At 71.2% G+C, this 25,441-nt stretch carries 25 protein-coding genes and 1 pseudogene; 1 reads left to right on the forward strand and 25 read right to left on the reverse strand.

Annotation, left to right across the window (positions count from 1 at the left end):
- Positions 1-15: 15 nt before the first annotated feature.
- From E6G06_19350 to rplM, 23 genes and pseudogenes are all read right to left on the reverse strand, one after another.
- The gene (locus tag E6G06_19350) at positions 16-705 is read right to left on the reverse strand and encodes an MgtC/SapB family protein (GenBank protein TML86923.1); all 690 of its coding nucleotides are present in this window, start codon (positions 703-705) and stop codon (positions 16-18) included.
- Positions 702-2,866: pseudogene (pcrA, locus tag E6G06_19355) on the reverse strand (DNA helicase PcrA). Before pcrA ends, E6G06_19350 begins: the two are co-directional and overlap by 4 nt.
- A 65-nt stretch (positions 2,867-2,931) precedes the next feature.
- A complete protein-coding gene (gene guaA / locus E6G06_19360) occupies positions 2,932-4,470 on the reverse strand; it encodes a glutamine-hydrolyzing GMP synthase (GenBank protein TML86924.1) in 1,539 nt (512 codons plus the stop codon).
- 251 nt (positions 4,471-4,721) lie between these two features.
- Positions 4,722-5,885 carry a GuaB3 family IMP dehydrogenase-related protein gene (locus E6G06_19365; protein ID TML86925.1) on the reverse strand — a complete coding sequence of 388 codons (1,164 nt, stop codon included), beginning with the start codon at positions 5,883-5,885 and terminating at the stop codon, positions 4,722-4,724.
- 101 nt (positions 5,886-5,986) lie between these two features.
- Entirely contained in the window at positions 5,987-6,370 is a 384-nt protein-coding gene (locus E6G06_19370) for a hypothetical protein (GenBank protein ID TML86926.1), read from the reverse strand.
- A 67-nt stretch (positions 6,371-6,437) separates the two neighbouring features.
- Positions 6,438-7,133: a CoA pyrophosphatase gene (locus E6G06_19375; GenBank protein ID TML86927.1), complete on the reverse strand. Its 696-nt coding sequence runs from the start codon at positions 7,131-7,133 to the stop codon at positions 6,438-6,440.
- Between the two features lie 21 nt (positions 7,134-7,154).
- Positions 7,155-7,340 carry a hypothetical protein gene (locus tag E6G06_19380; GenBank protein TML86928.1) on the reverse strand — a complete coding sequence of 62 codons (186 nt, stop codon included), beginning with the start codon at positions 7,338-7,340 and terminating at the stop codon, positions 7,155-7,157.
- Between the two features lie 19 nt (positions 7,341-7,359).
- Entirely contained in the window at positions 7,360-9,021 is a 1,662-nt protein-coding gene (groL, locus tag E6G06_19385; GenBank protein TML86929.1) for a chaperonin GroEL, read from the reverse strand.
- A gap of 7 nt (positions 9,022-9,028) precedes the next feature.
- The gene (locus tag E6G06_19390) at positions 9,029-9,334 is read right to left on the reverse strand and encodes a co-chaperone GroES (GenBank protein ID TML86930.1); all 306 of its coding nucleotides are present in this window, start codon (positions 9,332-9,334) and stop codon (positions 9,029-9,031) included.
- Positions 9,335-9,464: 130 nt separating this feature from the next.
- On the reverse strand, positions 9,465-10,481 hold the full coding sequence (tsaD, locus tag E6G06_19395) for a tRNA (adenosine(37)-N6)-threonylcarbamoyltransferase complex transferase subunit TsaD (GenBank protein TML86931.1): 1,017 nt from the start codon (positions 10,479-10,481) through the stop codon (positions 9,465-9,467).
- Complete coding sequence (rimI, locus tag E6G06_19400) at positions 10,475-11,041, reverse strand: ribosomal-protein-alanine N-acetyltransferase (protein TML86932.1); 567 nt, start codon at positions 11,039-11,041, stop codon at positions 10,475-10,477. The genes tsaD and rimI overlap by 7 nt, the downstream gene beginning before the upstream one ends.
- Positions 11,042-11,737, reverse strand: a complete 696-nt coding sequence (gene tsaB / locus E6G06_19405) for a tRNA (adenosine(37)-N6)-threonylcarbamoyltransferase complex dimerization subunit type 1 TsaB (protein ID TML86933.1) — start codon at positions 11,735-11,737, stop codon at positions 11,042-11,044.
- A gap of 9 nt (positions 11,738-11,746) precedes the next feature.
- Entirely contained in the window at positions 11,747-12,232 is a 486-nt protein-coding gene (gene tsaE, locus E6G06_19410) for a tRNA (adenosine(37)-N6)-threonylcarbamoyltransferase complex ATPase subunit type 1 TsaE (GenBank protein ID TML86973.1), read from the reverse strand.
- The gene (locus E6G06_19415; protein ID TML86934.1) at positions 12,232-12,825 is read right to left on the reverse strand and encodes a uracil-DNA glycosylase; all 594 of its coding nucleotides are present in this window, start codon (positions 12,823-12,825) and stop codon (positions 12,232-12,234) included. The genes tsaE and E6G06_19415 overlap by 1 nt, the downstream gene beginning before the upstream one ends.
- Positions 12,815-13,693 (reverse strand): P1 family peptidase, encoded by an 879-nt coding sequence (locus E6G06_19420; protein TML86935.1) that lies wholly within the window; start codon positions 13,691-13,693, stop codon positions 12,815-12,817. The genes E6G06_19415 and E6G06_19420 overlap by 11 nt, the downstream gene beginning before the upstream one ends.
- Positions 13,694-13,741: 48 nt before the next feature.
- Positions 13,742-14,866 carry an alanine racemase gene (gene alr / locus E6G06_19425; protein ID TML86936.1) on the reverse strand — a complete coding sequence of 375 codons (1,125 nt, stop codon included), beginning with the start codon at positions 14,864-14,866 and terminating at the stop codon, positions 13,742-13,744.
- Complete coding sequence (locus tag E6G06_19430) at positions 14,866-15,330, reverse strand: CBS domain-containing protein (GenBank protein TML86937.1); 465 nt, start codon at positions 15,328-15,330, stop codon at positions 14,866-14,868. Before E6G06_19430 ends, alr begins: the two co-directional genes overlap by 1 nt.
- Positions 15,331-15,402: 72 nt before the next feature.
- Entirely contained in the window at positions 15,403-16,761 is a 1,359-nt protein-coding gene (locus E6G06_19435; GenBank protein ID TML86938.1) for an NAD(P)H-hydrate dehydratase, read from the reverse strand.
- 130 nt (positions 16,762-16,891) lie between these two features.
- Positions 16,892-17,257 (reverse strand): holo-ACP synthase, encoded by a 366-nt coding sequence (locus E6G06_19440; protein ID TML86939.1) that lies wholly within the window; start codon positions 17,255-17,257, stop codon positions 16,892-16,894.
- A gap of 37 nt (positions 17,258-17,294) precedes the next feature.
- The gene (locus tag E6G06_19445; GenBank protein ID TML86940.1) at positions 17,295-20,714 is read right to left on the reverse strand and encodes an SIS domain-containing protein; all 3,420 of its coding nucleotides are present in this window, start codon (positions 20,712-20,714) and stop codon (positions 17,295-17,297) included.
- 76 nt (positions 20,715-20,790) lie between these two features.
- The gene (glmM, locus tag E6G06_19450; protein ID TML86941.1) at positions 20,791-22,140 is read right to left on the reverse strand and encodes a phosphoglucosamine mutase; all 1,350 of its coding nucleotides are present in this window, start codon (positions 22,138-22,140) and stop codon (positions 20,791-20,793) included.
- A gap of 10 nt (positions 22,141-22,150) precedes the next feature.
- Positions 22,151-22,543, reverse strand: a complete 393-nt coding sequence (rpsI, locus tag E6G06_19455) for a 30S ribosomal protein S9 (GenBank protein ID TML86942.1) — start codon at positions 22,541-22,543, stop codon at positions 22,151-22,153.
- Positions 22,544-22,562: 19 nt separating this feature from the next.
- Positions 22,563-23,021, reverse strand: a complete 459-nt coding sequence (gene rplM, locus E6G06_19460; GenBank protein ID TML86943.1) for a 50S ribosomal protein L13 — start codon at positions 23,019-23,021, stop codon at positions 22,563-22,565.
- A gap of 90 nt (positions 23,022-23,111) precedes the next feature.
- Between rplM and E6G06_19465 the strand changes: the two genes are divergently transcribed.
- Positions 23,112-24,308 (forward strand): threonine ammonia-lyase, encoded by a 1,197-nt coding sequence (locus E6G06_19465; GenBank protein ID TML86944.1) that lies wholly within the window; start codon positions 23,112-23,114, stop codon positions 24,306-24,308.
- Here E6G06_19465 and truA read toward each other — a convergent pair.
- Positions 24,302-25,096 carry a tRNA pseudouridine(38-40) synthase TruA gene (gene truA, locus E6G06_19470; GenBank protein ID TML86945.1) on the reverse strand — a complete coding sequence of 265 codons (795 nt, stop codon included), beginning with the start codon at positions 25,094-25,096 and terminating at the stop codon, positions 24,302-24,304. The two genes, E6G06_19465 and truA, sit on opposite strands and share 7 nt — an antisense overlap.
- A complete protein-coding gene (locus tag E6G06_19475) occupies positions 25,087-25,440 on the reverse strand; it encodes a 50S ribosomal protein L17 (GenBank protein ID TML86946.1) in 354 nt (117 codons plus the stop codon). Before E6G06_19475 ends, truA begins: the two co-directional genes overlap by 10 nt.
- Between the last annotated feature and the right edge of the window lies 1 nt (position 25,441).

A 25,441-nucleotide genomic window follows, 5' to 3' on the forward strand; every position in this document is an offset into this window, starting at 1 on the left:
CAGGGTATCGCCGGGCTAACCGATGTCGAGCTCGGCGACGTCGGCGCGTTCGGCGATCGGCGCCAGGAGGTCGCTGAGGTGCTCCCCTCTGGAGCTCACGACGTCGGCCTGCACGACCACCGCGTCGTCGCGACGTCGGGTGCTGAGCGACCGCACGTCGAGACCGTCGATCGACGTCAGCTCCGTGATCACTTGGGAAGCGTCCGACCCTGCCGCCATCCGGATGACGAGAAGCTCGCGGTCGCGGCGAAGGTGCTCGTGCAACCATCGGCGGGGCGCCCGCAAACCGACGAAGGTGACCACCAGGAAAGCGGTCGTCATCGTCGCAGCGAGAAAGCTGCCCAGGCCGACGGCCAGGCCGATGGCCGCGGTCGCCCAGAGGCTGGCCGCGGTGGTGAGGCCCCGGATGGACAGCCCCTCCTTGAGGATGGCCCCCGCCCCGAGGAAACCGACACCCACCACCACCTGCGAGGCGACCCGGGTCACGTCGATCTGGTAGTTGCTGCTGGCCCGCAACTGAACGTAGGCGTCGAAGCCGTGCACGCTCATCACGCCGAACAGCGCGGCCCCGAGCGCGACCGTGACGTGCGTTCGCAGGCCTGCGGGCTGGTCGGACAGCTCGCGCTCGAAGCCAATCGCGCCGCCGAGGCCGGCGGCCGCCAATAGTCGCAGCGCGACGTCGACGTCGGTGACATCGACCCTCACCGCGGGACCTTCTTCAACGGCGCCCACCCGAGCAGCACGTGCTTCTCGCCCACGCTGGGGAAGCGGATCTTGGCCTCGGCGTTGTCGCCGCTACCCATGATCTCGAGGATCACGCCCTCACCCCACTTGCCGTGGACGACGTCGTCGCCTACGGCCAGGCCCAGCCGGTCGGCCCCCGTCCCGCGCGCGGGTCGCGCCGGCCCCTCACGCATCGCCGCATCGACGATCTGGTCGCGTCCGGCCCGGATGCTGCCCGCGCGCTCCTGACGTCCACCCTCGACCATTGCCGTGAGCTGCTCGGGGATCTCCTTCAGGAAGCGGCTGGGTGGGTTGTACTGCGTCGACCCGAACAGCATGCGGGCCCACGCGTGCGAGAGGTAGAGCCGCTCGCGGGCGCGCGTGATGCCGACGTAGCAGAGGCGACGCTCCTCCTCCAGCTCGTCCGGCTCGCCCAGGGAGCGCAGGTGGGGGAAGATGCCGTCCTCGAGGCCCACCATGAACACGGCGGGGTACTCGAGGCCCTTCGCCGTGTGCAGCGTCATGAGCACGATCTTCGTCTCATCGTCGTCGACCTCGTCCGCGTCCGCGACGAGGCTGACGGCCTCGAGGAACTCGTCGGTGCTCTCGTACTCGCGCGCGTAGCCGACCAGCTCGGCGAGGTTCTCCAGCCGCCCCTGCGCCTCGATGCTGCGGTCGGCTTCTAGCGCGGCTGCATAGCCCGTGCGCGCGAGCACCCGTTCGAGCACGGTGGCCGGCCCGCTCTCGGCGTTGAGCTCGCGCAGCTCGTCGAGGAGCACCGTCAACTGATGCACGCCGGACAACGCCTTGCCGCTGAGCCCGGCCTGCTCACCGGCTCGCACCGCGTCGTGAAACGTGGCCCCGTGGGCGTTGGCCCACGCGTCGAGCCGGTTGATGCTCGTGTCGCCGACTCCCCGCTTGGGAACGTTGACCACGCGCTTGAGCGACACCTCGTCGGTGGGGTTCACGACCGCGCGCAGATAGGCGATGACGTCCTTCACCTCGCGTCGGTCGTAGAAGCGCGTGCCCCCGACCACCTTGTAGGGAAGGCCGAGGCGAACGAGCGTCTCCTCCAACACGCGGCTCATGGCGTTGGTGCGGTAGAAGATGGCAACGTCGCCCCACCGGTAGCCGGTCTGGTCGTGGAGACGTGAGATCTCGTGCCCGACCCAGAGCGCCTCGTCGTGCTCGTCCTCCGCGTAGTAGCGCTGGATGAGCTCGCCGCCGACCTGCTCGGTCCAGAGCGCCTTGGGCTTGCGCATCTGGTTGTTGGCGATCACCGCGTTGGCCGCGTCGAGGATCGTCTGGGTCGAGCGATAGTTCTGCTCGAGCACGATCAAGGTCGCGTCGGGGAACGCCTCCTCGAACTCGAGGATGTTGCGGATGTCGGCCCCGCGGAACCGGTACACGCTCTGGTCGCTGTCGCCCACCACGCAGATGTTGCGATGCTTCTCGGCCAGCATCACGACCAGCTCGTTCTGCGCCTTGTTGGTGTCCTGGAACTCGTCGACGAGTGGGCGAGCACATCGCGGCTGGTGCGGAAGAGGTCGACGGTGACGGTGAGCAGGTCGTCGAAGTCCATGGCGCTGGCCGCATGGAGGCGCTGCTGGTACTCGCGGTAGACCTCGGCGATGCGCCGCTCGTAGATCGTGCGTGCGGTCGCGGCGTACGTCTCGAAGTCGATCAGCTCGTTCTTGGCCGCGCTGATCAGGCCGTGCACCGTCCGCGGCGGAAAGCGCTTGGCGTCGATGTTGAGGTCGCGCAACACGTACGCGGTCAGACGCTGCGAATCGGCTTGGTCGTAGATCGTGAACGACGAGCGATAGCCGAGGCGATCACCGTCGCGGCGGAGGATGCGGACGCAGGCGGCATGGAACGTCGAGACCCACATCTTGCGGGCGACCGGGCCGACGAGCGCCGACACCCGGCTCTTCATCTCGTCTGCGGCCTTGTTGGTGAACGTGATGGCCAGGATCTCGAACGGCGAGACGCCCAGCTCCTTGATCAGGTACGCCACCCGATGCGTGAGCACACGCGTCTTCCCGGAGCCCGCGCCGGCCACGAGCAGCAGGGGCCCGCCGGGGTGGGTCACCGCCTCCCGCTGCACGGGGTTCAGGTGCTCGAGGAGGTCGCGGTCCGGCATCGCCTCCGATCTTCCCCCGCCGGGCAACGCTCCGGCGTCACTTTGCGCGGGAAGGTCGGCGGGGGCTACTCCCACTCGATGGTGCCCGGCGGCTTCGACGTGACGTCGAAGGCCACCCGGTTCACACCCGGTACCTCGTTGATGAGCCGGGTCGACATGCGCTCGAGCACGTCGTAGGGGAGGCGGGCCCAGTCCGCGGTCATGGCGTCGTCGCTGGTGACGGCGCGGATGACGATCGGGTAGGCGTATGTGCGCTCGTCGCCCATGACGCCGACAGTGCGCACCGCCGGCAGCACCGCGAAGCTCTGCCAGAGCTCGCGGTACAGCCCGGCTCGCTTGATCTCCTCGGTGACGATGGCGTCCGCGCGGCGCAACACCTCGAGCCGCTCGGGCGTGACCGTGCCCACGATGCGCACTGCCAGGCCGGGCCCGGGAAAGGGCTGGCGCCACACGATCTCCTCGGGCAGCCCCAGCTCCTCGCCCATGAGCCGGACCTCGTCCTTGAACAGGTTGCGGAGCGGCTCGACGAGGTCGAACTGCATGTCGTCGGGGAGGCCGCCGACGTTGTGGTGCGACTTGATCTTCGCCGCGTCGCTCGTGCCCGACTCGATGATGTCGGGGTAGAGGGTGCCCTGCACCAGGAAGCGCGCATCTTCGAAATCGCGCGCCACCTCCTCGAACACCCGGATGAACGTCTCGCCGATAGCCTTGCGCTTCCGCTCGGGGTCGATGACGTCGTCGAGCGCCTCGATGAAGCGGTCGGCCGCTTTCACGTGCACGAGATCGACGTTGAACTGGCGCCGGAACGTCTCTTCCACCTGCTCGGCCTCACCCATGCGCATGAGACCGGTGTCGACGAAGACGCACGTGAGCTGGTCGCCGACCGCTTTGTGCACGAGCGCGGCCGCCACCGCGGAGTCGACACCACCCGACAGCCCGCAGATGACCTTCTCACTGCCCACCTGGGCGCGCACCGCCTCGACGGACTGCTCGATGATCGAGGTCATCGTCCACGAGGGCCGGCACTCGCACACGTCGTAGAGGAAGTGCTTGAGCACCTCCTGGCCCCGCGCGGTGTGCGCGACCTCCGGGTGGAACTGCACGCCGTAGACGCGTCGCTCGGGGTCCTCGAGCGCCGCGACCGGCACTTGCGCAGTGCGCGCGGTGACCCGGAATCCCGGCGGCGCGGCCACGATCGAGTCGCCGTGACTCATCCAGACGTCCTGCAGGGTGGGCAGGTCGCCGAAGAGGGCGGATGACGACGTGAGGACCTCGAGGCCGGTGCGGCCGTACTCGCCCGACCCCGTGCGGGCCACGTCGCCCCCGAGCTGTTGGGCGAGGAGCTGGGCGCCGTAACAGATGCCCAGGATCGGCACGCCGGCGTCGTACACCGCGGCGTCGATGGTGGGCGCACCCTCGACGTGCACCGACTTTGGCCCGCCACTGAAGATGATCCCCCGAGGCCGCCGCGCCAGCAGCTCCGCGACAGGCACATCACGCGCCACGATCTCGCTGTACACATGCGCCTCACGCACCCGCCGCGCGATCAACTGCGCATACTGCGCCCCAAAATCAACAACGAAGACAGTGTCGAACTCGCTCAAGAACCCAAGCTAACGGGCGACGACGCCGATGGGTGGCCCGCAGCGAGAGGCCCGGACGGGAGCCTCTCGGAAGACGAGGGAATGCGCGCGGGTGGCCCGTAGGGAGGGACCCGGATGGGAGGGGCCCCGCTTGCGGGGAGGGGCCCATTCGGGGGGGACCCTGAGGGACAGGACCCGCGCGCAGTCCCGGGGCGCCCACAGCTCCGGGAGTGTCCCTGAGGGACAGGACTTGTCGGCGCCATGGGAACCCGTTAGCGCCCCATGCCGACGCCCTGTGACCGCTGCAGTCCCTTGCCCTCGGTCTGCAGCGCCGGGGCGACCATGACCTCGGCCTTCTGGAATTCCTTGACCGAGTCGTACCCGCACGTGGACATCGACGTGCGGAGCGCGCCCATGAGGTTGAGGCGACCGTCGTTCTCGTGCGCGGGGCCCACGAGGATCTCCTGGAGCGAGCCGCGGATGCGCGTCTGCACCCGGGCCCCGCGGGGCAGGGTGGGATGGAACGTGGCCATGCCCCAGTGGTAGCCCTTTCCCGGCGCCTCCTGGGCGGAGGCGAGGGGCGAACCGATCATCACTGCGTCGGCGCCGCACGCGATGGCCTTGGCGATGTCGCCGCCCTTGCTCATACCGCCGTCCGCGATGACGTGGACGTACACGCCCGTCTCGTCGAGATGACGCATACGCGCGCCGGCTGCGTCGGCGATGGCAGTTGCCTGCGGCACGCCGACTCCGAGGACGCCGCGGGTGGTGCACGCGTTGCCGGGGCCCACGCCGACGAGGATGCCGACCGCGCCGGTTCGCATCAGGTGGAGCGCCGCCTGGTACGACGCGCATCCGCCGACGATGACGGGTATCTCGAACTCGCGGATGAAGCGCTTGAGGTTGAGCGGCTCGACCGTCTTCGAGACGTGCTCGGCCGACACCACGGTGCCCTGGATGACGAGGAGGTCGAGCTCGGCCTCGAGGACGGCCTTGGCGTAGAGCTCGGTGCGCTGCGGCGTCAGCGACGCGCACGAGACGACGCCGGCCTCCTTGATCTCGCGGATGCGCTCCGTGATGAGCTCCGGGTCGATCGGCTCCGCGTAGATCTGCTGCATGCGGGCCGTCGCCTTGTCGTTGTCGAGCGTGGCGATCTCCTCGAACAACGGGTCGGGGTCCTCGTAGCGGGTCCACAGGCCCTCGAGGTTGAGCGCGGCCAGGCCGCCCAGGCGACCCACCTCGATCGCGGTCGCGGGGCTGGTGACGCCGTCCATCGCCGCGGCCATGAGCGGCAGGTCGAACCGGAACGCGTCGATCTCCCACGAGATGTCGACGTCCTCGGGGTCGCGCGTGCGCCGGCTGGGCACGATGGCGATGTCATCGAACCCGTATGCCCGTCGGCCCGACTTGCCGATGCCGATCTCGACGTCAGCCACACAGCCTCCCGTCTCGCTCACCCGGTGGAAACCGCCCAGGATATCGAACCCACGGCCGAAGACCGCGCCTCTGCGCGCCCTGCTTCCGGGTCACGGGCCGCCTAGCCCCGCAGGGCTTTGAGCACCTGTTTGGCGACGGCCACGTTCATCTCGTACACCGCCGACCGGCGGGCGCCCTCGATGCGCTTCACCATCTCGCCCCCGGACAACTCGTTCAGTGCGGTGAGACCGGTGGTCACCGCCCGCTTCGTCTGGTCAGTGGCCTCGTAGCCCCGGCGGGTGAGCGCCTTCACCAGCTCGCTCTGGGCCACCGGAGCGGGCGCGGCAGCGGCGATCACGCCGAGGGCGTCCTTGGTGAGCTCGGATGCCCGCTCGACCACCTCGACGGGCGACAGGTGCTCCCCGCCGTCGATCGACGCCAACCACCGACGCACCTTGCGGACGATCTCGTCGTGGGTCTCGCCCTCGAACATCAGGGTCGGCATCGGAGGTCAGGCTACCGTCGCCCGATGTGGGCCGTCGGGACGGTGAGGCCGGGGCCCTGTCGGCAGATCACAGCGCGTCCTTGGGGACGTCGCCGACCGTGAGCAGCGCGAGCAGCTGGTAGAGGATGCGAGCGGTGGCGCCCCACACGGTGTCGCCGACGAGGTCGAAGAAGAACACCGGTCGCTCCTCGTCGAAGATGTCCCAGCGCTCCTCGTGGAAGACGTCGTCCTGCAGCAGCTCCGCGAGCGAGACGTCGAACGCGCGGTCGACCTCGCTCGGGTTCGGGGTGAGCGCCGGTCGGGCCGTGAGCAGGCCGGCGAACGGCGCGAGCACGAATCGGCTGGCCACGGTGGCGAGATGGTCGAGCTCGGCCACGACCTCCACCACGGCGGGCGACAGGCCGATCTCCTCCTCCGCCTCCCGCAGCGCGGCGGTGCGAGGGTCCTCGCCGACGAGCACCTTGCCGCCCGGGAAGGAGACCTCGCCTCGGTGCGACGGCAGCGTGGTCGTGCGCCGGGTGAGCACGACCCTCGTCTCGCCGTCCTCCTCGAAGAGGGTGACGAGCACCCCGGCGGGAGTGGCGCGCGGCATCAGCGACTCGGGACGGCGTGGCGGTCCCAGCGCCTCGAGCACGGGCCGCACCCGGGCCAACCCGATCGCGCGGCGCCCCTCGACCGGCACGTTCGCCCACGGCGCGTCGTCACCGGCGCGAGCGCCGGGAGGCCGGGGGATCTTCTGCGGCCCGCCGCGCGCCGGGCTCACGGGGACCCGGTCGCGAGCTCGCTACGCGGGCTCGTCGTCACCCAGCTCGGCGATCGCGTCCCGTGTCGCGAGGATGCTCTCGAGCAGCTCACGCAGCCCGGCTTGCTTCATATTGGTGATCACCCGACCCGGAGGCGTCTGCCCCCGCTCCCACTCCATCCAGTACCCGAGCAGCTTGGCCGGGTCGGGCGGGGGTCGGTCGGTCATGCGAGCCCAGCCCGCGGGCTCACATCATCCCCATGCCACCCATGCCGCCCATACCACCCATGCCGCCCATGCCGCCCGGAGGCATGCCACCGCCGGCGGCGGCATCGACCTTCTCGGGCTTGTCGGCGACGAGCGCCTCGGTGGTGAGCAGGAGCCCGGCGATCGACGCCGCGTTCTGCAGAGCCGAGCGGGTGACCTTGGCGGGGTCGATGACGCCCACCTTCAGCAGGTCCTCGAAGGCGCCGGTCTCGGCGTTGAGGCCGATGTTGCCGGTCTCGCGCTCCACCTGCTGCACCATCACCGATCCCTCGAGCCCGGCATTGAAGGCGATCCACTTGAGCGGCTCCTCGAGCGCCTTGCGCACGATCGCCGCGCCGGTGGCCTCGTCGCCCGTGAGCTTGAGCTTGTCGATGGCGGGGCGGGCCCGCAGCAACGACGTGCCGCCGCCGGCGACGATGCCCTCTTCGATCGCGGCGCGCGTGGCCGAGAGGGCGTCCTCGATGCGGTGCTTCTTCTCCTTGAGCTCGATCTCGGTGGCCGCGCCGACCTTGATGAGAGCCACGCCACCGGACAGCTTCGCCAGCCGCTCCTGCAGCTTCTCGCGGTCCCAGTCGGAGTCGGTGTCGTCGATCTCACGCTTGATCTGGCTGATGCGACCCTTTACCGCGTCTTCGCTGCCCGCACCTTCCACGATGGTGGTGTCGTCCTTGGTGATCTGCACCTTGCGGGCGCGGCCCAGCAGGTCGAGGGTGGCGTTCTCAAGCTTGAGCCCGACCTCCTCGGAGATCACCTGACCGCCCGTGAGGACGCTCATGTCCTCCATCATCGCCTTGCGGCGCTCGCCGAAGCCGGGGGCCTTCACGGCCGCAGCCTGGAAGGTGCCGCGGATCTTGTTCACGACGAGGGTGGCCAACGCCTCGCCCTCGATGTCCTCGGCGATGATCAGCAGGGGCTTTCCGGCCTGCACGACCTTCTCCATGATCGGCAGCAGGTCGTGGACCGAGCTGATCTTCTGGTTGGCGAGCAGGATGTAGGGGTCGTCGAGCACGGCCTCCTGGCGTTCGGGGTCGGTGACGAAGTAGGGCGACAGGAAGCCCTTGTCGAACTGCATGCCCTCGACGAAGTCGAGGTCCATGCCGAACGTGTTCGACTCCTCGACGGTGACGACGCCGTCCTTGCCGACCTTGTCGATCGCATCTGCGATGACGGCGCCGATGGCGGGGTCGCCCGCCGAGATGGTGGCGACCTGGGCGATCTCCGATTTGTCGTCGACGTCCTTCGCCTGCTTCTTGATCGACGCGACGACCGCGTTCACGGCCTGCTCGATGCCGCGCTTGAGGTCCATCGGGTTCGCACCTGCGGCCACGTTGCGGAGGCCCTCGTGGACGAGCGCCTGCGCGAGCACGGTGGCGGTGGTGGTGCCGTCGCCCGCCACGTCGTTGGTCTTGGTGGCGACCTCCTTCACGAGCTGGGCGCCCATGTTCTCGAACGGATCGTCGAGCTCCACCTCGCGCGCGATCGTGACACCGTCGTTGGTGATCGTCGGCGCGCCGAACTTCTTCTCGAGCACCACGTTGCGACCGCGCGGGCCGAGGGTGACCTTGACCGCGTCGGCGAGCTTGTTGACCCCCGCTTCCAGGCCGCGACGGGCGTTGGCGTCGAACTTCAGCATCTTGGGCATGGGGTTCCTACTTCTTCTTCTTGGTCTCTTGGATGGCGAGCACGTCGCGGCCGGAGAGGATCAGCAGGTCCTCGCCGTCGACGACGATCTCGGTGCCCCCGTACTTGCTGTAGACGACGGTGTCGCCGACCTTCACGTCGAGGGGGATGATGGCGCCGGTCTGGTCGCTCCGGCGGCCCGGCCCGACCGCCAGCACCTCACCGGTCTGGGGCTTCTCCTTGGCCGTGTCGGGGATGACGATCCCGCTGACCGTGGTCTCTTCGGCCTCGCCGGGCCGGACGACGATGCGGTCTTCGAGCGGCTTGAGGTTCATTCTGGGGCGCCTCCGTGGGGCGGGATGCGGGACGGTCGGCGCTCGTGCCCTGAGTTAGCACTCACACTCGACGAGTGCTAACGATAGCTCCGCCCCGGCGTGCTCATCAACCTGGCCTCCCGGCGCCCCGTCAGACCAGGCGCAGGTTGGGGTGGGCGCCCTCGTCGAGCCCGGTCGGCCCGTGGGTGCGGAGCCGCCACCAGGCGGCGGCCGCCACCATCGCCGCGTTGTCCGTGCAGAACTGGCGGCTCGGCAGGAACGCACGCAGCCCGTCCTCCACACAGGCGTCGAGGACGCGCTCGCGGAGCAGGGAGTTGGCGGCGACCCCGCCGGCGAGGCAGAGGCCCGTGGCCCCCACGTCGCGCGCCGCCCGGCGGGCCTTCGCCACCAGCACGTCGACGACCGCCCGCTGGAACGACGCCGCCACGTCCGCGGTGGCGACGTCGGGGTGCTTCCGCACGTAGGTCACGACCGCCGTCTTCAGCCCGCTGAAGGAGAAGTCGTAGCCCTCGTCGAGCATGGCTCGCGGGAACGCGACGGCCTCGGGGTCACCCGTGATCGCCACCCGGTCGATGGCGGGACCGCCCGGGTAGCCGAGCCCGAGGAAGCGGGCCACCTTGTCGAACGCCTCCCCCGCCGCGTCGTCGACCGTCGTGCCCAGCTGGCGGTAGCGACCGTGGCCGTCCATCGCCACCAGCAGCGTGTGACCACCCGAGGCGAGCAGGACCACCAGCGGCGGCTCGAGGTCGGGCTCCTCCAGGAACGCCGCGTAGAGGTGCGCCTCGAGGTGGTTGACGCCGACGAAGGGGACGCCCCACACGAGCGCGAGCGCCTTGGCCGCGCTGATGCCGACGAGCAGCGAGCCGACCAACCCGGGCCCGATGGTCGCGGCAACCGCGTCGAGCGCGCTCCCGTCGACTCCCGACTCCACGAGCACCTCGGCCACGACCGGGGTGAGCAGCTGCACATGAGCCCGACTCGCGAGCTCGGGGACCACGCCGCCGAAGCGCGCGTGCAGGTCGATCTGGCTCGACACGACCGAGGAGAGCACGTCGGAGCCGTTGGCCACCACCGCCGCCGCGGTCTCGTCGCACGATGTCTCGATCCCGAGGATGATGAACGGCTCGGCGCGCGGCGCCGTCACCACGTCCGAAGCTCCTCCACGATGGTCGTCCCCGGAACGCCCGCCTCGATGCGCGCGAGCCGTTGCGCGTACTCGGGCCCGTCGACGTCGTCCGCCCACATCACGAGCGCGTCCTCGTTGGTCTCGACGTAGTAGTTCCTGCGGATGCCGGCCGGATGGAACCCGAACTGCCGGTAGAGGGCCTGGGCGCCGTGGTTGCCGACGCGTACCTCGAGCGTGAGACCGGTGGCGCCGCGACGAATCGCCTCGCCCGCCAGCACGAGCATGAGGCGCGTCGCGATCTTGTGGCGGTGCCAGGCGGGATCCACCGCGATCGTCGTGACGTGGCCGTCGTCGGCGGTGATCATCAGACCGGCATAGCCGACGACCATCCCCTCGACGCGCGCGACGTAGTACGCCCGGGTGCTGCGGAGCGCCAGCTCGCTCATGAACAAGCTGAGCGACCACGGGCGCGGGTACACCTGCGCCTCGATTCGCAGCACCGAGCGCAGGTGACGGCGTCGCATCGGGACCAGCTGCACGGCCAGCTCCAGCGAGCGGCGATCGTCGCGCGCCTGCGCCACCTAACCCGCCCGCCTTTCCCAGTTGATCTCCGCGTCGGCCTTGCGGAGATAGAGCGGCTCGAGCTCCCACGTCGGCAGGAACTCCTCGCGCAGGGCCCGCGGGTGAGCGAGCTCGACAAGGGACGAGGGCGACGGGTAGGCGTTGCTGACCGACCCGAACTCCGTGCGCGCCACGTCGTCGAAGACCTCGGGGTACCGCAGGGCACCGTCACCGACCAGGAGGCAGTCCGCGCCGGTCGCCTGGAGCTCCGACGCGAGGTCGGCGGGCGTGCCCAGCTGGTACGGCGAGAGGCGCTGCGCGCCACCGGGGACCTGCCGGTAGAAGGCGTAGAACAGCTCCCCCCGGCGCGCGTCGATCACCGGCACGATCAGCTTGCTCGAGTGCCGCAGAGGGAACGCGAGCAGGTCGAGGCTGGCCACACCGATCATGGGCACCCGCAGCGCCTGAGCCAGCGCCTTGGCGGTGACGACGCCGACGCGCAGCCCGGTGAACAGCCCGGGCCCGATGTCGACGGCGACGGCCCCGATCTCATCGAAGCTCACCCTCGCCTGACGGCAGACGAAGTCGATCGCGGGTGTGAGCGTCTCCGCGTGGCGGCGACCGCGCGCGGCGCAGAACGACGCGAGCACGCCTTCATGACCGCCGATGGCGCAACCCACCTGCAAGGTGGCGGTCTCGATGCCGAGGATCAGCAAAGCGGTCGCTCAGCTCTCCGCGACCCAGCGTCCACACGCGAGTCGGATGGCCGCGATGCGAGCGGACCACGCGGCGCCGACGGCGCGGATCCCGACCACGCGCTCGTCGTCGTCGTCGCCGAGCTCGAGGCGAACCTCGAGGAAGTCGGGCGGGAGCGACACCGCCACCACGTCGCCCCATTCGATCAACGTGACCCCACCGGCGTCGAGCAGCTCCATGATCCCGAGGTCCATCAGCTCCTGGAGGTGGTCGAGACGGTAGACGTCGACGTGGATTAGCGGGAAGCGACCCTCCTGGTAGGTGCGGACGAGCGTGAACGTCGGGCTGGTGATGGGCTCGACGACGCCGAGCGCGCGCCCGTACCCCTGGGCGAAGACGGTCTTTCCGGCACCGAGGTCGCCGGCCAGCAGGATGACGTCGCCGGGGCGCGACAGGGCGGCGAGCTCGAACGCGAGGGCGCCGGTGTCGTCGACCGACTTCGTCCGCAGTCGGATCATCTCGCGGCCTCGGTCGTCGAGGGGAGCGCGCGCTTGGCGCGCACGAGATCGGCGCGCATCATCGCCAGCTGCTGGCCGCCGCCGCGGAGGACGGCAGCGGGGTGGAAGGTGGGGACCAACACTCCGTCGCGATACGGATAGGTCCGACCCCGCACGCGAGTGATGCCCTCGTTCGTGTCGAGGAGCAACTTGGTGGCGAAGTTGCCGAGCGTAACGACGACGCGAGGCGCGATGAGATCGAGTTGCTGCTCGAGGTAGGGCCGGCAGGTCGCGACCTCGTCGGGAAATGGGTCGCGGTTCCCGGGCGGCCGGCACTTCACCGTGTTCGCGATGTAGCAACGGTCGCGCGTGATTCCGATCTCCTCCATCATGAGCTGGTCGAGCAGCTTCCCCGAGCGGCCGACGAACGGCAGGCCGCGCTGGTCCTCCTCCGCGCCCGGTCCCTCGCCCACGAACATCAGGTCGGCATGGGGATCGCCCATCCCGAACACCACGTTCGTGCGCCCGTGGGCAAGTGCGCAGCGCGTGCACGCGCTCGCTTCCGTGGCCAGATCATCGAGCGTGCGCACTCCGACGATGCTACTGCCCACCCGGAGGGACGCTTCCCGACCGGACCGCCGCCTCGACGGCCCGTGTCGCCAGCAACCGGACCTGGTCGACGGGTGCGGCGACGCCCCCGACCGCGGCCGCGACGATCGCGTCACCGTCGACCGTCGCGTGCGCCGGCATCAGGGCCCGGGCGAGGCCGTCGTGGCCCGCCTGCGCGGCGTGCAGACAGCCCACCTTGTCGAGGGTCGCGTTGGTGGCGACCACGCCGAGCGTGGTGTGCACGAACGCACCGCCGGCAGCAGCGCAGTCGACGGTGGGGTCGTCGGCGGACGCGATGAGAGCGTCGTCAGGGCCGTCGACCTCGCCGAAGGCGTTCACGGCCACGAGCGCGGCCACGACGAGGTCGCCCGCGCGGCGCGTCGCCGAGCCGATCCAGCCCGGGCGCACGTGGTCACGGCCGCGCCACCCACCGACCGTCGCGCCGGTCGCGGCGCCGACCAAGCCCAGGGGCACGGGGCCGTCGGTCGCGGCCTCGCACGCAGCGCGGCCCTCGTCCGGGCCCGGTCGCACCGTCGGGTCGCCGCGCGTCAGGTCGAAGAGCCCCGCGCCCACGACGATGGGGACGACGCCGGCCGAGGTCGCGAAGCCCATCCCCCGCTCCTCGCAGAACCGCATCACACCGTCACAGGCAGCCAGGCCGAACGCCGACCCACCCGTCAGCACGAGCGCGTCGAGCCGGGTGACGGTGCGATGCGGCTCGAGGAGCGCCCACTCGCGCGTGGCCGGCGCCCCGCCCCGCACCTCGCCTGACGCGACGGTGCCCGCGGGGAAGAGCACCACGGTGCAGCCGGTCGCAGCACGCACGTCGGTCCAGTGCCCGACTCGCACGCCCGCGACGTCGGTGATCACGGGTTGGACGCGAAGTCTGCGATCAGGCGGTGCAACTCGTCGCGTGCCTCACGGGTAGTCGAGCGGGACTCGGCGGCTGATGCCGCTCACGATCTCGTAGGCGATGGTGTCGAGGCGCGTGGCCCAGTCCCACGCGGTGATCTCCTCGTCACCCTGTCGCCCGATGAGCACGACCTCGTCGCCGGCGACGACGGTGTCGTCGTCGCCACAGTCGACGGTGATCTGGTCCATCGTGACCGTGCCCGCGATGGGTCGGCGGCGACCGCCGATGAGCACCTCTCCGCCCACCGCCCCCAACCGCCGGGGCACGCCGTCGGCGTAGCCGATTGGCACGGTGACGACGTGGGAGACCTTGTCGAGCCGGTAGCGCAAGCCGTACGAGACAGCCTCCCCCGCGTCGACGCGCTTCACGAGCGCCACCCGCGCCTTGAGCGCCAGCGCCGGGTGGAGGTCGGCGACGGCGCCGAGCTGTGGGCTCGGGGTGAGGCCGTAGAGCGCGATGCCGCAGCGCACCATGTCGTAGCGCGCGTCCGGTCGGGTGAGCGCGGCCGCGGAGTTGGCCGCATGCAACAGCTGCGGGCGGACGCCGTGCGCAGCCAACTCGTCGACCACCGCGCCGAACCGCTGGATCTGCGTGGTGGTGAACGGGTGGTCGGGCTCGTCGGCCACCGCCAGGTGGGTCCAGAGCCCTTCGAGCCGCAGCTCGGGCGAGTCGTGGACGGCCAGCGCGAGCCGCACCGCCGCGTCAGGACGTGCCCCCACGCGGTGCATGCCGCTGTCGACCTTGACGTGTACCGGCAGGGGCTCGCGTCGCGTGGACGCCGCCACCGCCTTCGCCGCGGCATCGACGGCAGCCGCGGTGTAGAGGGTCGGCGTGAGGCCGTGGGCCACCGCGGCGTCCATCTGCGAGCAGGGGGGCTCGGAGAGCAGGAGGATCGGCTCGGTGAACTGACCTGCCGAACGCAGGTGCGCACCCTCCTCCACCAGGGCGACGCCCAACCACGTGGCACCCGCGCGCAGGGCCGCGTCGGCAACCTGCACCGGACCGTGCCCGTAGCCGTGGGCCTTCACGACCGCGCACACCTGAGCCGGCGCGACCCGCTCGACGATGAGCCGCGTGTTGTGGCGGATCGCGGCGCGATCGACCTCGGCCCACGCGGGACGGAGCGCCATCAGGGCTGCACGAGGGCCCGCACGACGTCGCCTCGGGAGATGATGCCCACCAGCTTGCCAGCGCGCACGACCGGAAGGCGGGACAGGTTGCGGTCGTGCATGACCGTGGCGACCTGTTCGAGCGTGTCGTCCTCCCCGCACGTGGGCGCGGTGGGGTCCATCACGTCGACCACTGTCACGCCGACCGCCTTGCGTAGGTCCTCCTCGAAGTGGCGCTGCGACGACGGGAGCTCGATATAGGCGCCCAGCACCGTGATGACCGTCGGGAAGTGGAGCTTGGCGTCCTGCACGATGAGATCGTCGTCCTCCAAGAGCCCGAGCACGTGGCCCTCGGCGTCGACGACGGGACCCCCGCCGAGGCGCCGCTCGGTGAGCACACGAGCGGCCGACTCCACGGTGTCGTCGGGCCGGAAGGTCACGACGTCGGTGGTCATCAGCTGGCGGACGGGTGTGCTCCTCGGCATGGGTCTCCTCGGGCTGATCTTCGGGTGACGCTGGTCTCGGTGACGCTGGTCCTCGGTGCGCTGCGGTCGGTGCTACGGGTCGAGACGGCTCAGCGCGGCCGGCAGGAGGTCGATCAGGTCGCCCGCCACCAGGCCCCGGCGCCAGCCTAGGTGGCCCGCGGTGGCGTGGACGAAGGCGGCCGCGGCCGCGGCCTCGGGCCCGTCGAGACCCTGGGCCAGGAAGGCGGCCACGACTCCGGAGAGCACGTCGCCGGTACCGGCGGTGGCGAGCCGGGCGTCGCCCTCGTTCTCCAGCAGCATGCGACCGTCGGACGCGGCCACGACGGTGGTCGACCCTTTGAGCAGCACGGTCGCGCCCGTGCGGCGCGCCAACGCCCGCACCGAGCCGATGCGATCGGGGCCCGGCGGGTTGCCGGCCAGCCCGCCGAACTCGCCTTCGTGCGGCGTGAGCACCGTCGGGTGACGGCGGGGCGCGATGGCCCCGGCCGCCGCGTCAGCGTCGCCCAGCGCGACGAGACCGTCGGCGTCGACGATCAGCGGCACCGGCGCGGCCGCGACGAGGGCACGCACCGCGTCACGGGTCGCGTCGGTGCGACCCAGGCCGGGACCGAGCAGCAGCGTGCGGAATCGGTCGAGCTCCTCGAGCACCTCGCCGTCCCAGTTGCCGGCCGGCAGCACCCGCCCCACGACCTCGAGGGGTGGCTCCGGTCGCTCCAGCCCGGGCACGCCCAAGCGGACCATCCCCGCCCCGGCGCGCATGGCGGCGCGCGCGCAGAGGTCGGCCGCACCCGTCATGCCGCGCGATCCCGCGACCACCCACACAGCGCTCCGCCACTTGTGGGCGTCGGGTGCGCGCTCGGGTAGCCAGGCCCGCACGTCGGAGGCCTCGATCAGGTGGGCCGTCGCGCCCGAGACGTCGAGCCCGATGTCGACCAGCTCGACGCGACCGGAGCGCTCCGCGCCGGGCGAGAGCACGAGGCCCGGCTTCAACGCGGCGAAGGTCACCGTGACATCGGCCTGGACGGCGCCATCCTGCGCCTCCCCCGTGAGCCCGTCGACACCCGATGGGATGTCGACGGCGAGCACCGGAGCGCCGTCGGTGTCGGGCGCGTCGTACGCGCCGCGAGAGCCGGTGCCGTACGCGGCGTCGACGACGAGGTCGCACGGCGGAACGACCTTCGGCGCGTCCGCCGCGTCGAAGACGCGCGTCCGCACACCCCGGCGCTGCAGGCATTCGGCCGCGACCCGTCCGTCGGCGCCGTTGTTCCCCTTCCCTGCGACGACGACCACCCGGCGTCCGTACGCGCCGCCGAGCATGTCGAGCGCGACGCGGGCGACCGCGGCCCCCGCCCGGCCGATCAGCACGTCGACGGGTTCGGGCGCGGCCTGGTCGACCCGCTTCATCTCCTCCGGCGTCAGGACAGGGATCAAAGCAGCACCGGCCGCTGGCCGGTTCCATCAACGCGAGCGAGCGGGTGGCAGGTGGGAAGGGGCCCGCCGCCCGCAGCGAAGCGAGGAGCGGTGGGAAGGGCTCCCGCCTGACAGGAGCCGGGAGCCACCATTAGAGAGCCACGGCGATTGCTTCGGCGACGCGGTGGGTGTGCGTCAGCGAGAGGCGCCAGCCCGTGACGCCCAGCTGCCGGGCGAGCGCCTCGGCGCGCCCGCGGAGCTCGAGCACGGGCTGGCCGGACGGGGCCCGCACCACCTCGACGTCGTGGAAGGGGAATGCGCCCAGCCCCACGCCGAGCGCCTTCATCACCGCTTCCTTGGCCGCGAACCGCGCGGCCAGTCGCTCGGCCGGGTCACGCTTCCGATCGCCGTACGCCCGCTCCGACTCGGTGAAGAGCCGGCGGGCGACGCCCGGCGTGCGCGCCAGCACCCGCCGGAAGCGGTCGACCTCCACGGCGTCGATGCCGATACCGATCACGACCGCCGGGACGCACCCGCGGATTGGACCGCCTCGCTCATGCGCGCCAGTGGTCCGCAAGGGTGTGCATCGGCGCGGTCAGCAGGTCGACGACCGGGAGCGCGGCGAGCTCGTCCTCGTCGAACGAGGGCTCGGTCTCGGTGACGGTGTCGCGTAGCGCGTCGTAGCGGCCCCGGTACGCCTTCAGCACCGAACGCGCCGCCTCGGCCGTGAGGCGGTCGTGGAACCGGACATGCAGGAGCGCGAGCCCGGTGACGTGTGTGTCCTTGCTCTCGGGCACGATCACCACCGTGCGCCCGTCGTTGCGGCCGCGGGCCACCATCACCTCGTGGTCGCTGGCCACCGTGTGCTTGGTACCGCGCAACCGCGGGTCGCGCTCGGTCCGCGAGACGAGATCGGCCGCGATGCCACCCTTGTCGACGACGTGGACGGTCGCCAGATTGTCGCCGACGTCACCTTCGATGCGGTACCGCGTGAAGCCCGTGACCTCGGCGACCGAGGGGTCGAGACCGGCGAGCGTCCGCAGCACCCGGTAGCTGAGGCAGTCTCGGGCGACGCCCGTCGTCAGCACCTGGCGCACGAGGGGCGCCTCGAACAGCGCGTCCTCCGAACGCGAGATCCCCACGGTCACCGTCTTGGCCTGGTGCTTGATCGCGTCGATGGGCCGGGTGAGCTCCTCGATGGCCCGGGTCAGCGCCTCGGTGAGGTCCTCGATCAGTGCGCCCGGCGTACCCACCTTGCCGGAGTCGACCGCGTACGCCTCGAGCGGCGCGATGCCCGTGGCGTAGCGGAGCAGCGCGGCCACTCGAACCGCGGTGCTGGCCTCGAGGTGGCCGTTGTAGGAGCCGGCGCGCACCTCGTCGAGAAAGCGCGACGTCAGTGGCTCGAGCGCCGGCGCGAGCTGCTCCAGCACGCGGTGGCCGTCGTAGCCGGCCGCGACGGAGGCCTCGATCGCGGCGCGCGCCTCGCGGAGGATGCGCGCTTGCCCGTCGATCGCGAGCGCGGCCTCGTAGCCGAACAGGTGACCCACCATCGCCGAGAGCACGAACGCCAACCGCGGATGGGTCTTCGGGACGCGAAGGGTCTGGAGCGCAGCGGTGAACGCCCGTTGACCATCCGTCGCGATGACGACGGGGGCCGCCCGATGGGCCCGGTAGATGGCGACCTCCTTGCCGACGTCGTCGGCGTTGGGGCCCTCGAGTCCCGCCGCGCACACGAGGATCAGCGGTTCCGACGAGAGGTCGATGTGCTTCTTGTCCTCGGTGGTGTCGCAGGCGATCGACTTGTAGCAGAGCTCGGAGAGCTTGATCCGGATCTCCTGCGCGGCGACCCGGTTGGGCCCGTTGCCCACGACCGCCCAGTAGCGCCGGCCCGGCGCGTGACGCTGAGCGGCATCCGCGATCTCGTCGCGCCGCGCCAGCACCCGGTCCATGGCCGCCGGGAGGTCGCGGAGCGCCGCGAGCAGCTCGTGGTGCGCACCTCGGTCCTCGGGGCTCAGCGCGGCAGCGATGGCGAGCGCGAGCAGGTAGCCGGCCGCGATCTGCGCGTAGAAGGCCTTGGTCGAAGCCACGCTCATCTCGACGTCGCGCCCGTCGGACGTGTAGAGGACCCCGTGCGCCTTCTCCACGAGGTCGCTGTTCCGCCGGTTGACGATGCCGATCACGCTCGCGCCGCGCGCGCGCACCAGGTCGACGGTGCGATTGGTGTCGGTCGTGGTGCCGGATTGGCTCACCGCGACGAGCAGGACGTCGGACATGTCGTCGTCGAGGGCGAAGCCCGACAGCTCGGTTGCGGGGAGCGCCCCGACGCGCAGTCGCGCCGCGCCGACCTCACCGTCGATCGCGGCGGCGATCGCCTGACCCGCCACCGCCGCGGTCCCCTGCCCGATCACCAGGACGCGCCGGATGGTGCGGTCGCGCAGTCGCTCCACGATCGCGTCGGGAAGCGCCTCTCGCCCGAGGGCCACGGCCAGCCTGCCGTTGTGCTCTTCGATGCGACCCCGGAGCGTCTTGCGGAACGACTGCGGGGCCTCCGACAGCTCCTTGAGGAGGAAGTGAGGGAAGTCGCCGCGATCGATGTCGCGGGTCGTGATCGTCGCGGTGGTGAGGTCGCCGTCGTGGACCGGCAGCGGAGTGCCGTCGTACGCGAAGCGCCGGATTCCCTCCGACGTGCCTGCGCCGGCGCGGTCCAACACCACGATCTGGCCCGGCGCGGACGCACCGGGCGACGTCTCGCCGTCCATCCGCAGGTACGTCGACGTCTCTTCCACGACTCCGTACGGCTCGCTCGCCACCACGTAGGCGTCCTCGGCCAGTCCGACGTAGAGCGCCTGTCCGCTGCCACGCAGCGCCAGAAGCACCTGTCCGGGTGCCTTCGTCGACCCGGCGGCGATGGCGACGGATCCGTCGAACGAGGCAACCGTACGGCGAAAGGCTTCGGCGAGATCGGGCTCGTCCACGAGGCGGCGCGACACGAGCGCGGGGATCACCTTCGCGTCGGTCGTGAACTCCGGCGGCAGGCGCAGGCCCGCCGCGTCGCGCAGCTGCGCGTAGTTGTCGACGTCGCCGTTCAGGGCCGCGACCACGTAGGGCCCGTCGCGGTCGTGCTCCTCCTGGTTGACCGGGTGGGCGTTGGCCTCGGAGATGATCCCGACGCTCGCCCATCGGGTGTGCGCGAGCACCGTCGCCTGTGCGTCGTCGTGACGAAGGGCCAGACGCAGGAGCTCGTCGGACACGATGGCCTGACGTATGGCACGCGTGTTGTCGCCCAGCTCACCGATCTCGGCCGCCGCCTTGTAGACGAAGCACAGGTGCCCGTCGCTCAGCCGCACCGCGGTCGACCTGAACAGGCGGTCGGATGTGCGTTCGGACAGCTGCGCGCGCACCGCGGGAGCCTCGAGGTCGAGCCCGTGTCCCTCGACGGTCACGTGCACGCCCGCAGAGTCACGGCCGCGCACCTCCAACCGGTCGAGCGCGGACAGCGCGATCTGGATCGACGCGCAGGCCTCGATCGCCGCCACCGAAGGTTCGGGCCCGGTCAACTCCGCCACGGCCCGAGCGGTACGGAGGCGGTCGTTGCGCACGGCCCACACCGAGTCCTTCAGCTGCTCGAGGGACACGTTCACCGCCTCGATGTGGCTCCCGAAGCGCACCCCCTCCGCGTCGAGGAGCCGCTCGATCCGGGCGATCCCGGCTTCGAGCTCCCCGGCGGGCCCGTCGAGGTCATCGACCGGCGCGACGAGCAGCGCTCGCAACCCCGCCGTGCCTCCCAGCTGCCGGTCGACGCCTTCGACTCCGCCGGCGGCCCGCCGCACCGCTCGTACGACGTCGGCCGGCTCCATCGAGCCCAGCGTCGGTCCGAGCAGGGACGCGGCTTCCGCGAGCTCCGACGTCAGCGCGCGCAGGTCGGGGACGGCTCGCCTGCCGGGGCGACGGACGACGGCCACGATCCCGCACATCTCTCCAGGCTACGGCTCCCGACCCGGGCCCTGTGCACCCCGCTCGAAGGGCCGCTCGGGCCCTGTGCACCCCGCTCTAAGGGCCGCTCGGGCCCAGGGAACGCTCGACCGCGGCGACGAGGCGGGCGGTCACCGCCTCCGCGTCCTCCAGGGTAGGCGCCTCGACCATCACGCGTACCACCGGCTCGGTGCCGCTCGGCCGTATGAGCACGCGACCGTGGTCGCCGAGCGCGGCCTCTGCGTCGCGCACCTCCGACCACAGCGCATCGGCGGCATCGAGCCCGTCGCGATCGGCCACCCGGACGTTGCGGAGCACCTGGGGGAGTCGGGTCATCACCGCCGCCAGCTCGGCCAAGGGCCGACCGCTGCGGGCGACGACGTCGAGGACCTGCACGCCCGTGAGGAGACCGTCGCCCGTCGTCGCCAGGTCGCGGAAGATCACGTGGCCCGACTGCTCGCCCCCGAGCGACCAGGCTCCCTCCTCCAACGCCTCCAGCACGTAGCGATCGCCGACCTGGGTCTCCACGCACTTGATGCCGCGTTCGGCCATCGCCAGCCGGAACCCGAGGTTGGTCATCACGGTGACGACGACGGTGTCACCCACGAGCAGGCCCCGGTCACGCCGGTCCAGCGCGCAGAGCGCGACCAGCTGGTCGCCGTCCACGAGCCGGCCCTGGTGGTCGACGGCGAGCACGCGGTCCGCGTCACCGTCGAAGGCGAGCCCGACCTGCGCGTCTTCGGCCACGACGCGGTGCTGGAGCCCCTCGGGGTGCGTCGACCCGCAATGCGCGTTGATGTTCGTCCCGTCCGGTCTCGCGTTGAGGACCGTCACATCAGCACCGAGCCGGCCGAGCACGCTCGGTGCCACCGCGAACGCCGCGCCGTGGGCACAGTCGATGACGACGCGCAAGCCGTCGAGCCGTCGCCCTTCGAGGGTGGCGATGACGCTCGCCTCGTAGCGCTCGCGCCCGCCGAGCCCGGACGTGATCGCACCGACGTCGGCGCCGGTAGGTGGCTCTGCAGGCGGCCCGTCGCGCAGCACGCGGTCGAGCTCGGCTTCGAGCGCCCGCTCCGCGTCGTCGCCCAGCTTGCGCCCCCCGGCCGCGAAGAACTTGATCCCGTTGTCGGAGAACGGGTTGTGCGACGCCGAGAGCATGGCGGCCGGGAGACCGTCCGCCGCCGACAGGGCGGCGACACCCGGCGTCGGGAGGATCCCGAGATCGACGACGTCGTCGCCTTCGGCTGTGATCCCGGCCGTCAACGCGGCGCGCAGCAGCGGTCCGGACACGCGGGTGTCGCGGCCGACGATGAAGGGCCCGGGTCCCAGAACCCTGGCGGCGGCCCGGCCGAGAGCGACGACCAGCTCCGGTGTGAGGTCGGCATTGGCGACACCGCGCACGCCGTCGGTGCCGAAGCGGAGCGTCAGCGCGGCCTCACTACCGCTTCGAGTACTGCGGCGCCTTGCGGGCCTTCTTCAGGCCGTACTTCTTGCTCTCCTTCTCGCGCGCGTCACGAGTGAGGAAGCCGGCTCGCTTCAACGCGCTGCGCAGCTCTGCGTCGAGATCGATGAGCCCGCGTGCGATGCCGAGGCGCAGGGCGCCGGCCTGACCCGTGATCCCGCCACCGGCGATCGTCGCGTCGACGTCGTAGACCTCAGCGGTGGTCGTGAGGCGCAGCGGCTCGGTGACGATCATGCGGTGGGTCTCCGACGGGAAGTAGTCGGTCAGCTTGCGCCGGTTCACCGTGATCTGGCCGCTGCCCGGACGGAGGCGCACGCGCGCCACCGCCTGCTTGCGGCGTCCGGTCGACTGCGTGAGGGGTTTGGGCAACGTCGTTCCTCGCTTCGCCTCAGGATTCGGCGGTGGTGTGGCGGGCGTGCTCGATGATGAGCGCCTGCGGCTGTTGCGCCGCGTGCGGATGGGTGGGACCGCTGTAGACCTTGAGCTTCTTGAGCATGCTCCGGCCGAGGGGGCCCTTGGGCAACATGCCGCGCACCGACCGGCGAATCGCGTCTTCGGGTTTGGCCGCGAGCAGGTCGCCGTAGGTGCGCCGCTTGAGGCCCCCGGGGTACCCCGAGTGACGGTAGACGAGACGCTTCTCGCTCTTGTCGGACGTGAGCACGACCCGGGTCGCGTTGACGACGATCACGTGGTCGCCGGTGTCGACATGGGGGGCGAAGATCGGCTTGTGCTTGCCGCGGAGGATCCGCGCCACCTCTGAGGCCATGCGACCGAGCACCAGGCCGTCGGCGTCGACGACGTGCCAGGCGCGTTGGATGTCGGAGGCCTTCGGGGAGAAGGTGCGCACGCTGTCCTCTCGTCTCGAGCGTGGGCGAACCCGGAGATTCTACGGGCGGCCGGTACCTCGGGCAAACGTCGGTACGATCGACTCGAGCGAATGATCACCCTCGACGACGTGCGTGACGCCCGCCGGCGCATCGCCGGGATCATCCGGCCCACGCCCGTCGACCGCTCCGACAGCCTGAGCCGGCGGCTCGGCCGTCCGGTGATGCTCAAGCCTGAGCACCTCCAGCGCACCGGCTCGTTCAAGATCAGGGGTGCCTACAACCTCGTCTCCCGCCTGCCTGCCGACGCCCTCGAGGTGGTCGCCGGCTCGGCGGGTAACCATGCGCAGGGCGTGGCGCTCGCGGCGTCGCTGACCGGTCGCCGCGCCACGATCTTCATGCCGGCCAACGCCGCCCTGCCGAAGATCGAGGCCACCCGCGGCTACGGCGCAGCCGTGCGCTTCGAGAGCGGCGCGGTCGACAACGCGCTCGCGGCCGCCAACCGGTACGCGGAGGAGGTCGGTGCGGTCTACGTGCCCCCGTTCGACCACCCGCTCGTGATCGCGGGGCAGGGCACCGTCGGCCTCGAGCTGGCCGACGAGGCGCCCGAGGCCGAGGTCGTCGTGGTCGCCGTCGGCGGCGGGGGCCTCATCTCCGGCGTCGCGACCGCGCTCGCGTGCACCCGTCCCGACGTCCGCGTCGTCGGCGTGGAGGCCGCGGGCGCGGCGGCGGTGCGCGCCTCGCTCGACGCGGGCCGGCTCGTGTGCCTCGACCGGGTGGCCACCATGGCCGACGGCATCGCCGCCAAGTCGCCGTCCGAGCTGACCATGGCCCACATCCGCGCCCACGTGCACGACATCGTCACGGTCACCGAGGAGGACATCAGCCGCGCCGTCCTGCTGCTTCTCGAGCGGGCCAAGGCGGTGGTCGAGCCGGCCGGCGCGGTGACGCTCGCGGCACTTCTCGCCGGCAAGGTGCCCGGTACCGGTCCGGTCGTCGCGGTGCTGTCGGGAGGGAACGTCGATCCCCTGCTGCTCATCAAGCTCATCAACCACGGCCTCACCGCGGCGGGCCGCTATCTGCGGTTGCGGATCGTCCTCGACGACCGCCCCGGCGCCCTGGCCGGGCTCACGGGCGCGGTGGCGGAGATGGGCCTGAACGTGCTGTCCGTCGAGCACCACCGATCCGGCGTCGCGCTCCCGCTCGATCGCGTCGAGGTGCTCGTCACCGTCGAGACCCGCGATCCCCAGCACCGCGACGAGGTCGTCGCCGGGTTACGCGGCGCGGGCTACGACGTCTCGCCTCAGTAGACGACATCCCAGAGGCACAGCCCGTGCGGTGGTGCGAGGTCGCCCGCCGCGGCTCGGGAACGGGCCCGGAGGATGGCCGCCATCTGCCCCGCGGTCTTGTGGCCCCGGCCCATCTCGACCATGGTGCCCACGAGCGAGCGCACCATCTGGTGGCAGAACGAGTTGGCCTCGATGTCGAAGCGGACCAGGCCGTCGCCGATGTCGGTCCATCGCGCGTCGACGACCCGGCGCACCATCGAGTAGTCCTTCACGCCCTTCGGGGCGCGACAGAACGACGTGAAGTCGTGCTCGCCGATGATGGGATCACACGTCAGGTCGAGGACGCGCCGGTCGAGCGGGTCGGGCACGTGCCAGCTCGTCGCGGCGAGGAACGGGTCGGCGACGGGACGGTTCAGCACCGTGTAGCGGTAGCGCCGCGCCCGCGCCGAGCGGCGGGCGTCGAAGCCCTCGGCGGCGATCTCGGCGGCGCGCACGACGATCGCGGGCCCGCATATGGAGCTCACCGCCCGCTGCAGCTTCTCGAGGTCGAGGTCCGCCGCGGGCGTCGTCGTGTCGAAGTGGATCACCTGGCCCCACGCGTGCACGCCCGTGTCGGTGCGCCCGGCGCACGTGATCTCGACCGGATGTCCGAGCGCCCGCTCGAGGGCACCCGCGACCGCGCCGGCGACGGTGTCGACACCCCGCTGCAACGCGAACCCGTGGAACCCGCGGCCGTCGTAAGCGATGAGGAGCCGTACGCGAAGCGCCGGCCGTGACTCGGCCGGTGCTTCGAAGAGAGTCACACGAATTCGATGCGCGCCATCGGCGCGTTGTCCCCGTGACGGGGCCCGAGCTTGAGGATCCGCGTATAGCCCCCGGAGCGCTCCTCGTAGCGCGGGGCGATCTCGGTGAAGAGCTTGTGGGCCATGTCCTTGTCGCGGATGAACGCGACGACCTGACGTTGGTGGTCGACGCCACCCTTCTTGGCCTTGGTGACCATCTTCTCGGCGACCGGGCGCAGCGCCTTGGCCTTCGCCTCGGTGGTGACGAGGCCCTCGGCCGCGATCAGCGACGCCACCAGGTTGCCCATCATCGCCTTCTGGTGAGCGGCGCCACCCCCGAAGCGGCGTCCCTTCTTCGGAGTCGCGGGCACC

The organism is Actinomycetota bacterium (assembly GCA_005888325.1).
Lineage (GTDB): Bacteria > Actinomycetota > Acidimicrobiia > Acidimicrobiales > AC-14 > AC-14.

Bases quoted from the DNA above. Each gene is read 5' to 3' on its own strand.
- E6G06_19380 (TML86928.1), bottom strand. From the start codon at position 7,340: ATGACCGACCGACCCCCGCCCGACCCGGCCAAGCTGCTCGGGTACTGG.
- alr (TML86936.1), bottom strand. From the start codon at position 14,866: ATGGCGCTCCGTCCCGCGTGGGCCGAGGTCGATCGCGCCGCGATCCGC.
- groL (TML86929.1), bottom strand. From the start codon at position 9,021: ATGCCCAAGATGCTGAAGTTCGACGCCAACGCCCGTCGCGGCCTGGAA.
- E6G06_19390 (TML86930.1), bottom strand. From the start codon at position 9,334: ATGAACCTCAAGCCGCTCGAAGACCGCATCGTCGTCCGGCCCGGCGAG.
- E6G06_19465 (TML86944.1), top strand. From the start codon at position 23,112: ATGATCACCCTCGACGACGTGCGTGACGCCCGCCGGCGCATCGCCGGG.
- E6G06_19370 (TML86926.1), bottom strand. From the start codon at position 6,370: ATGCCGACCCTGATGTTCGAGGGCGAGACCCACGACGAGATCGTCCGC.
- E6G06_19445 (TML86940.1), bottom strand. From the start codon at position 20,714: ATGTGCGGGATCGTGGCCGTCGTCCGTCGCCCCGGCAGGCGAGCCGTC.
- E6G06_19430 (TML86937.1), bottom strand. From the start codon at position 15,330: ATGCCGAGGAGCACACCCGTCCGCCAGCTGATGACCACCGACGTCGTG.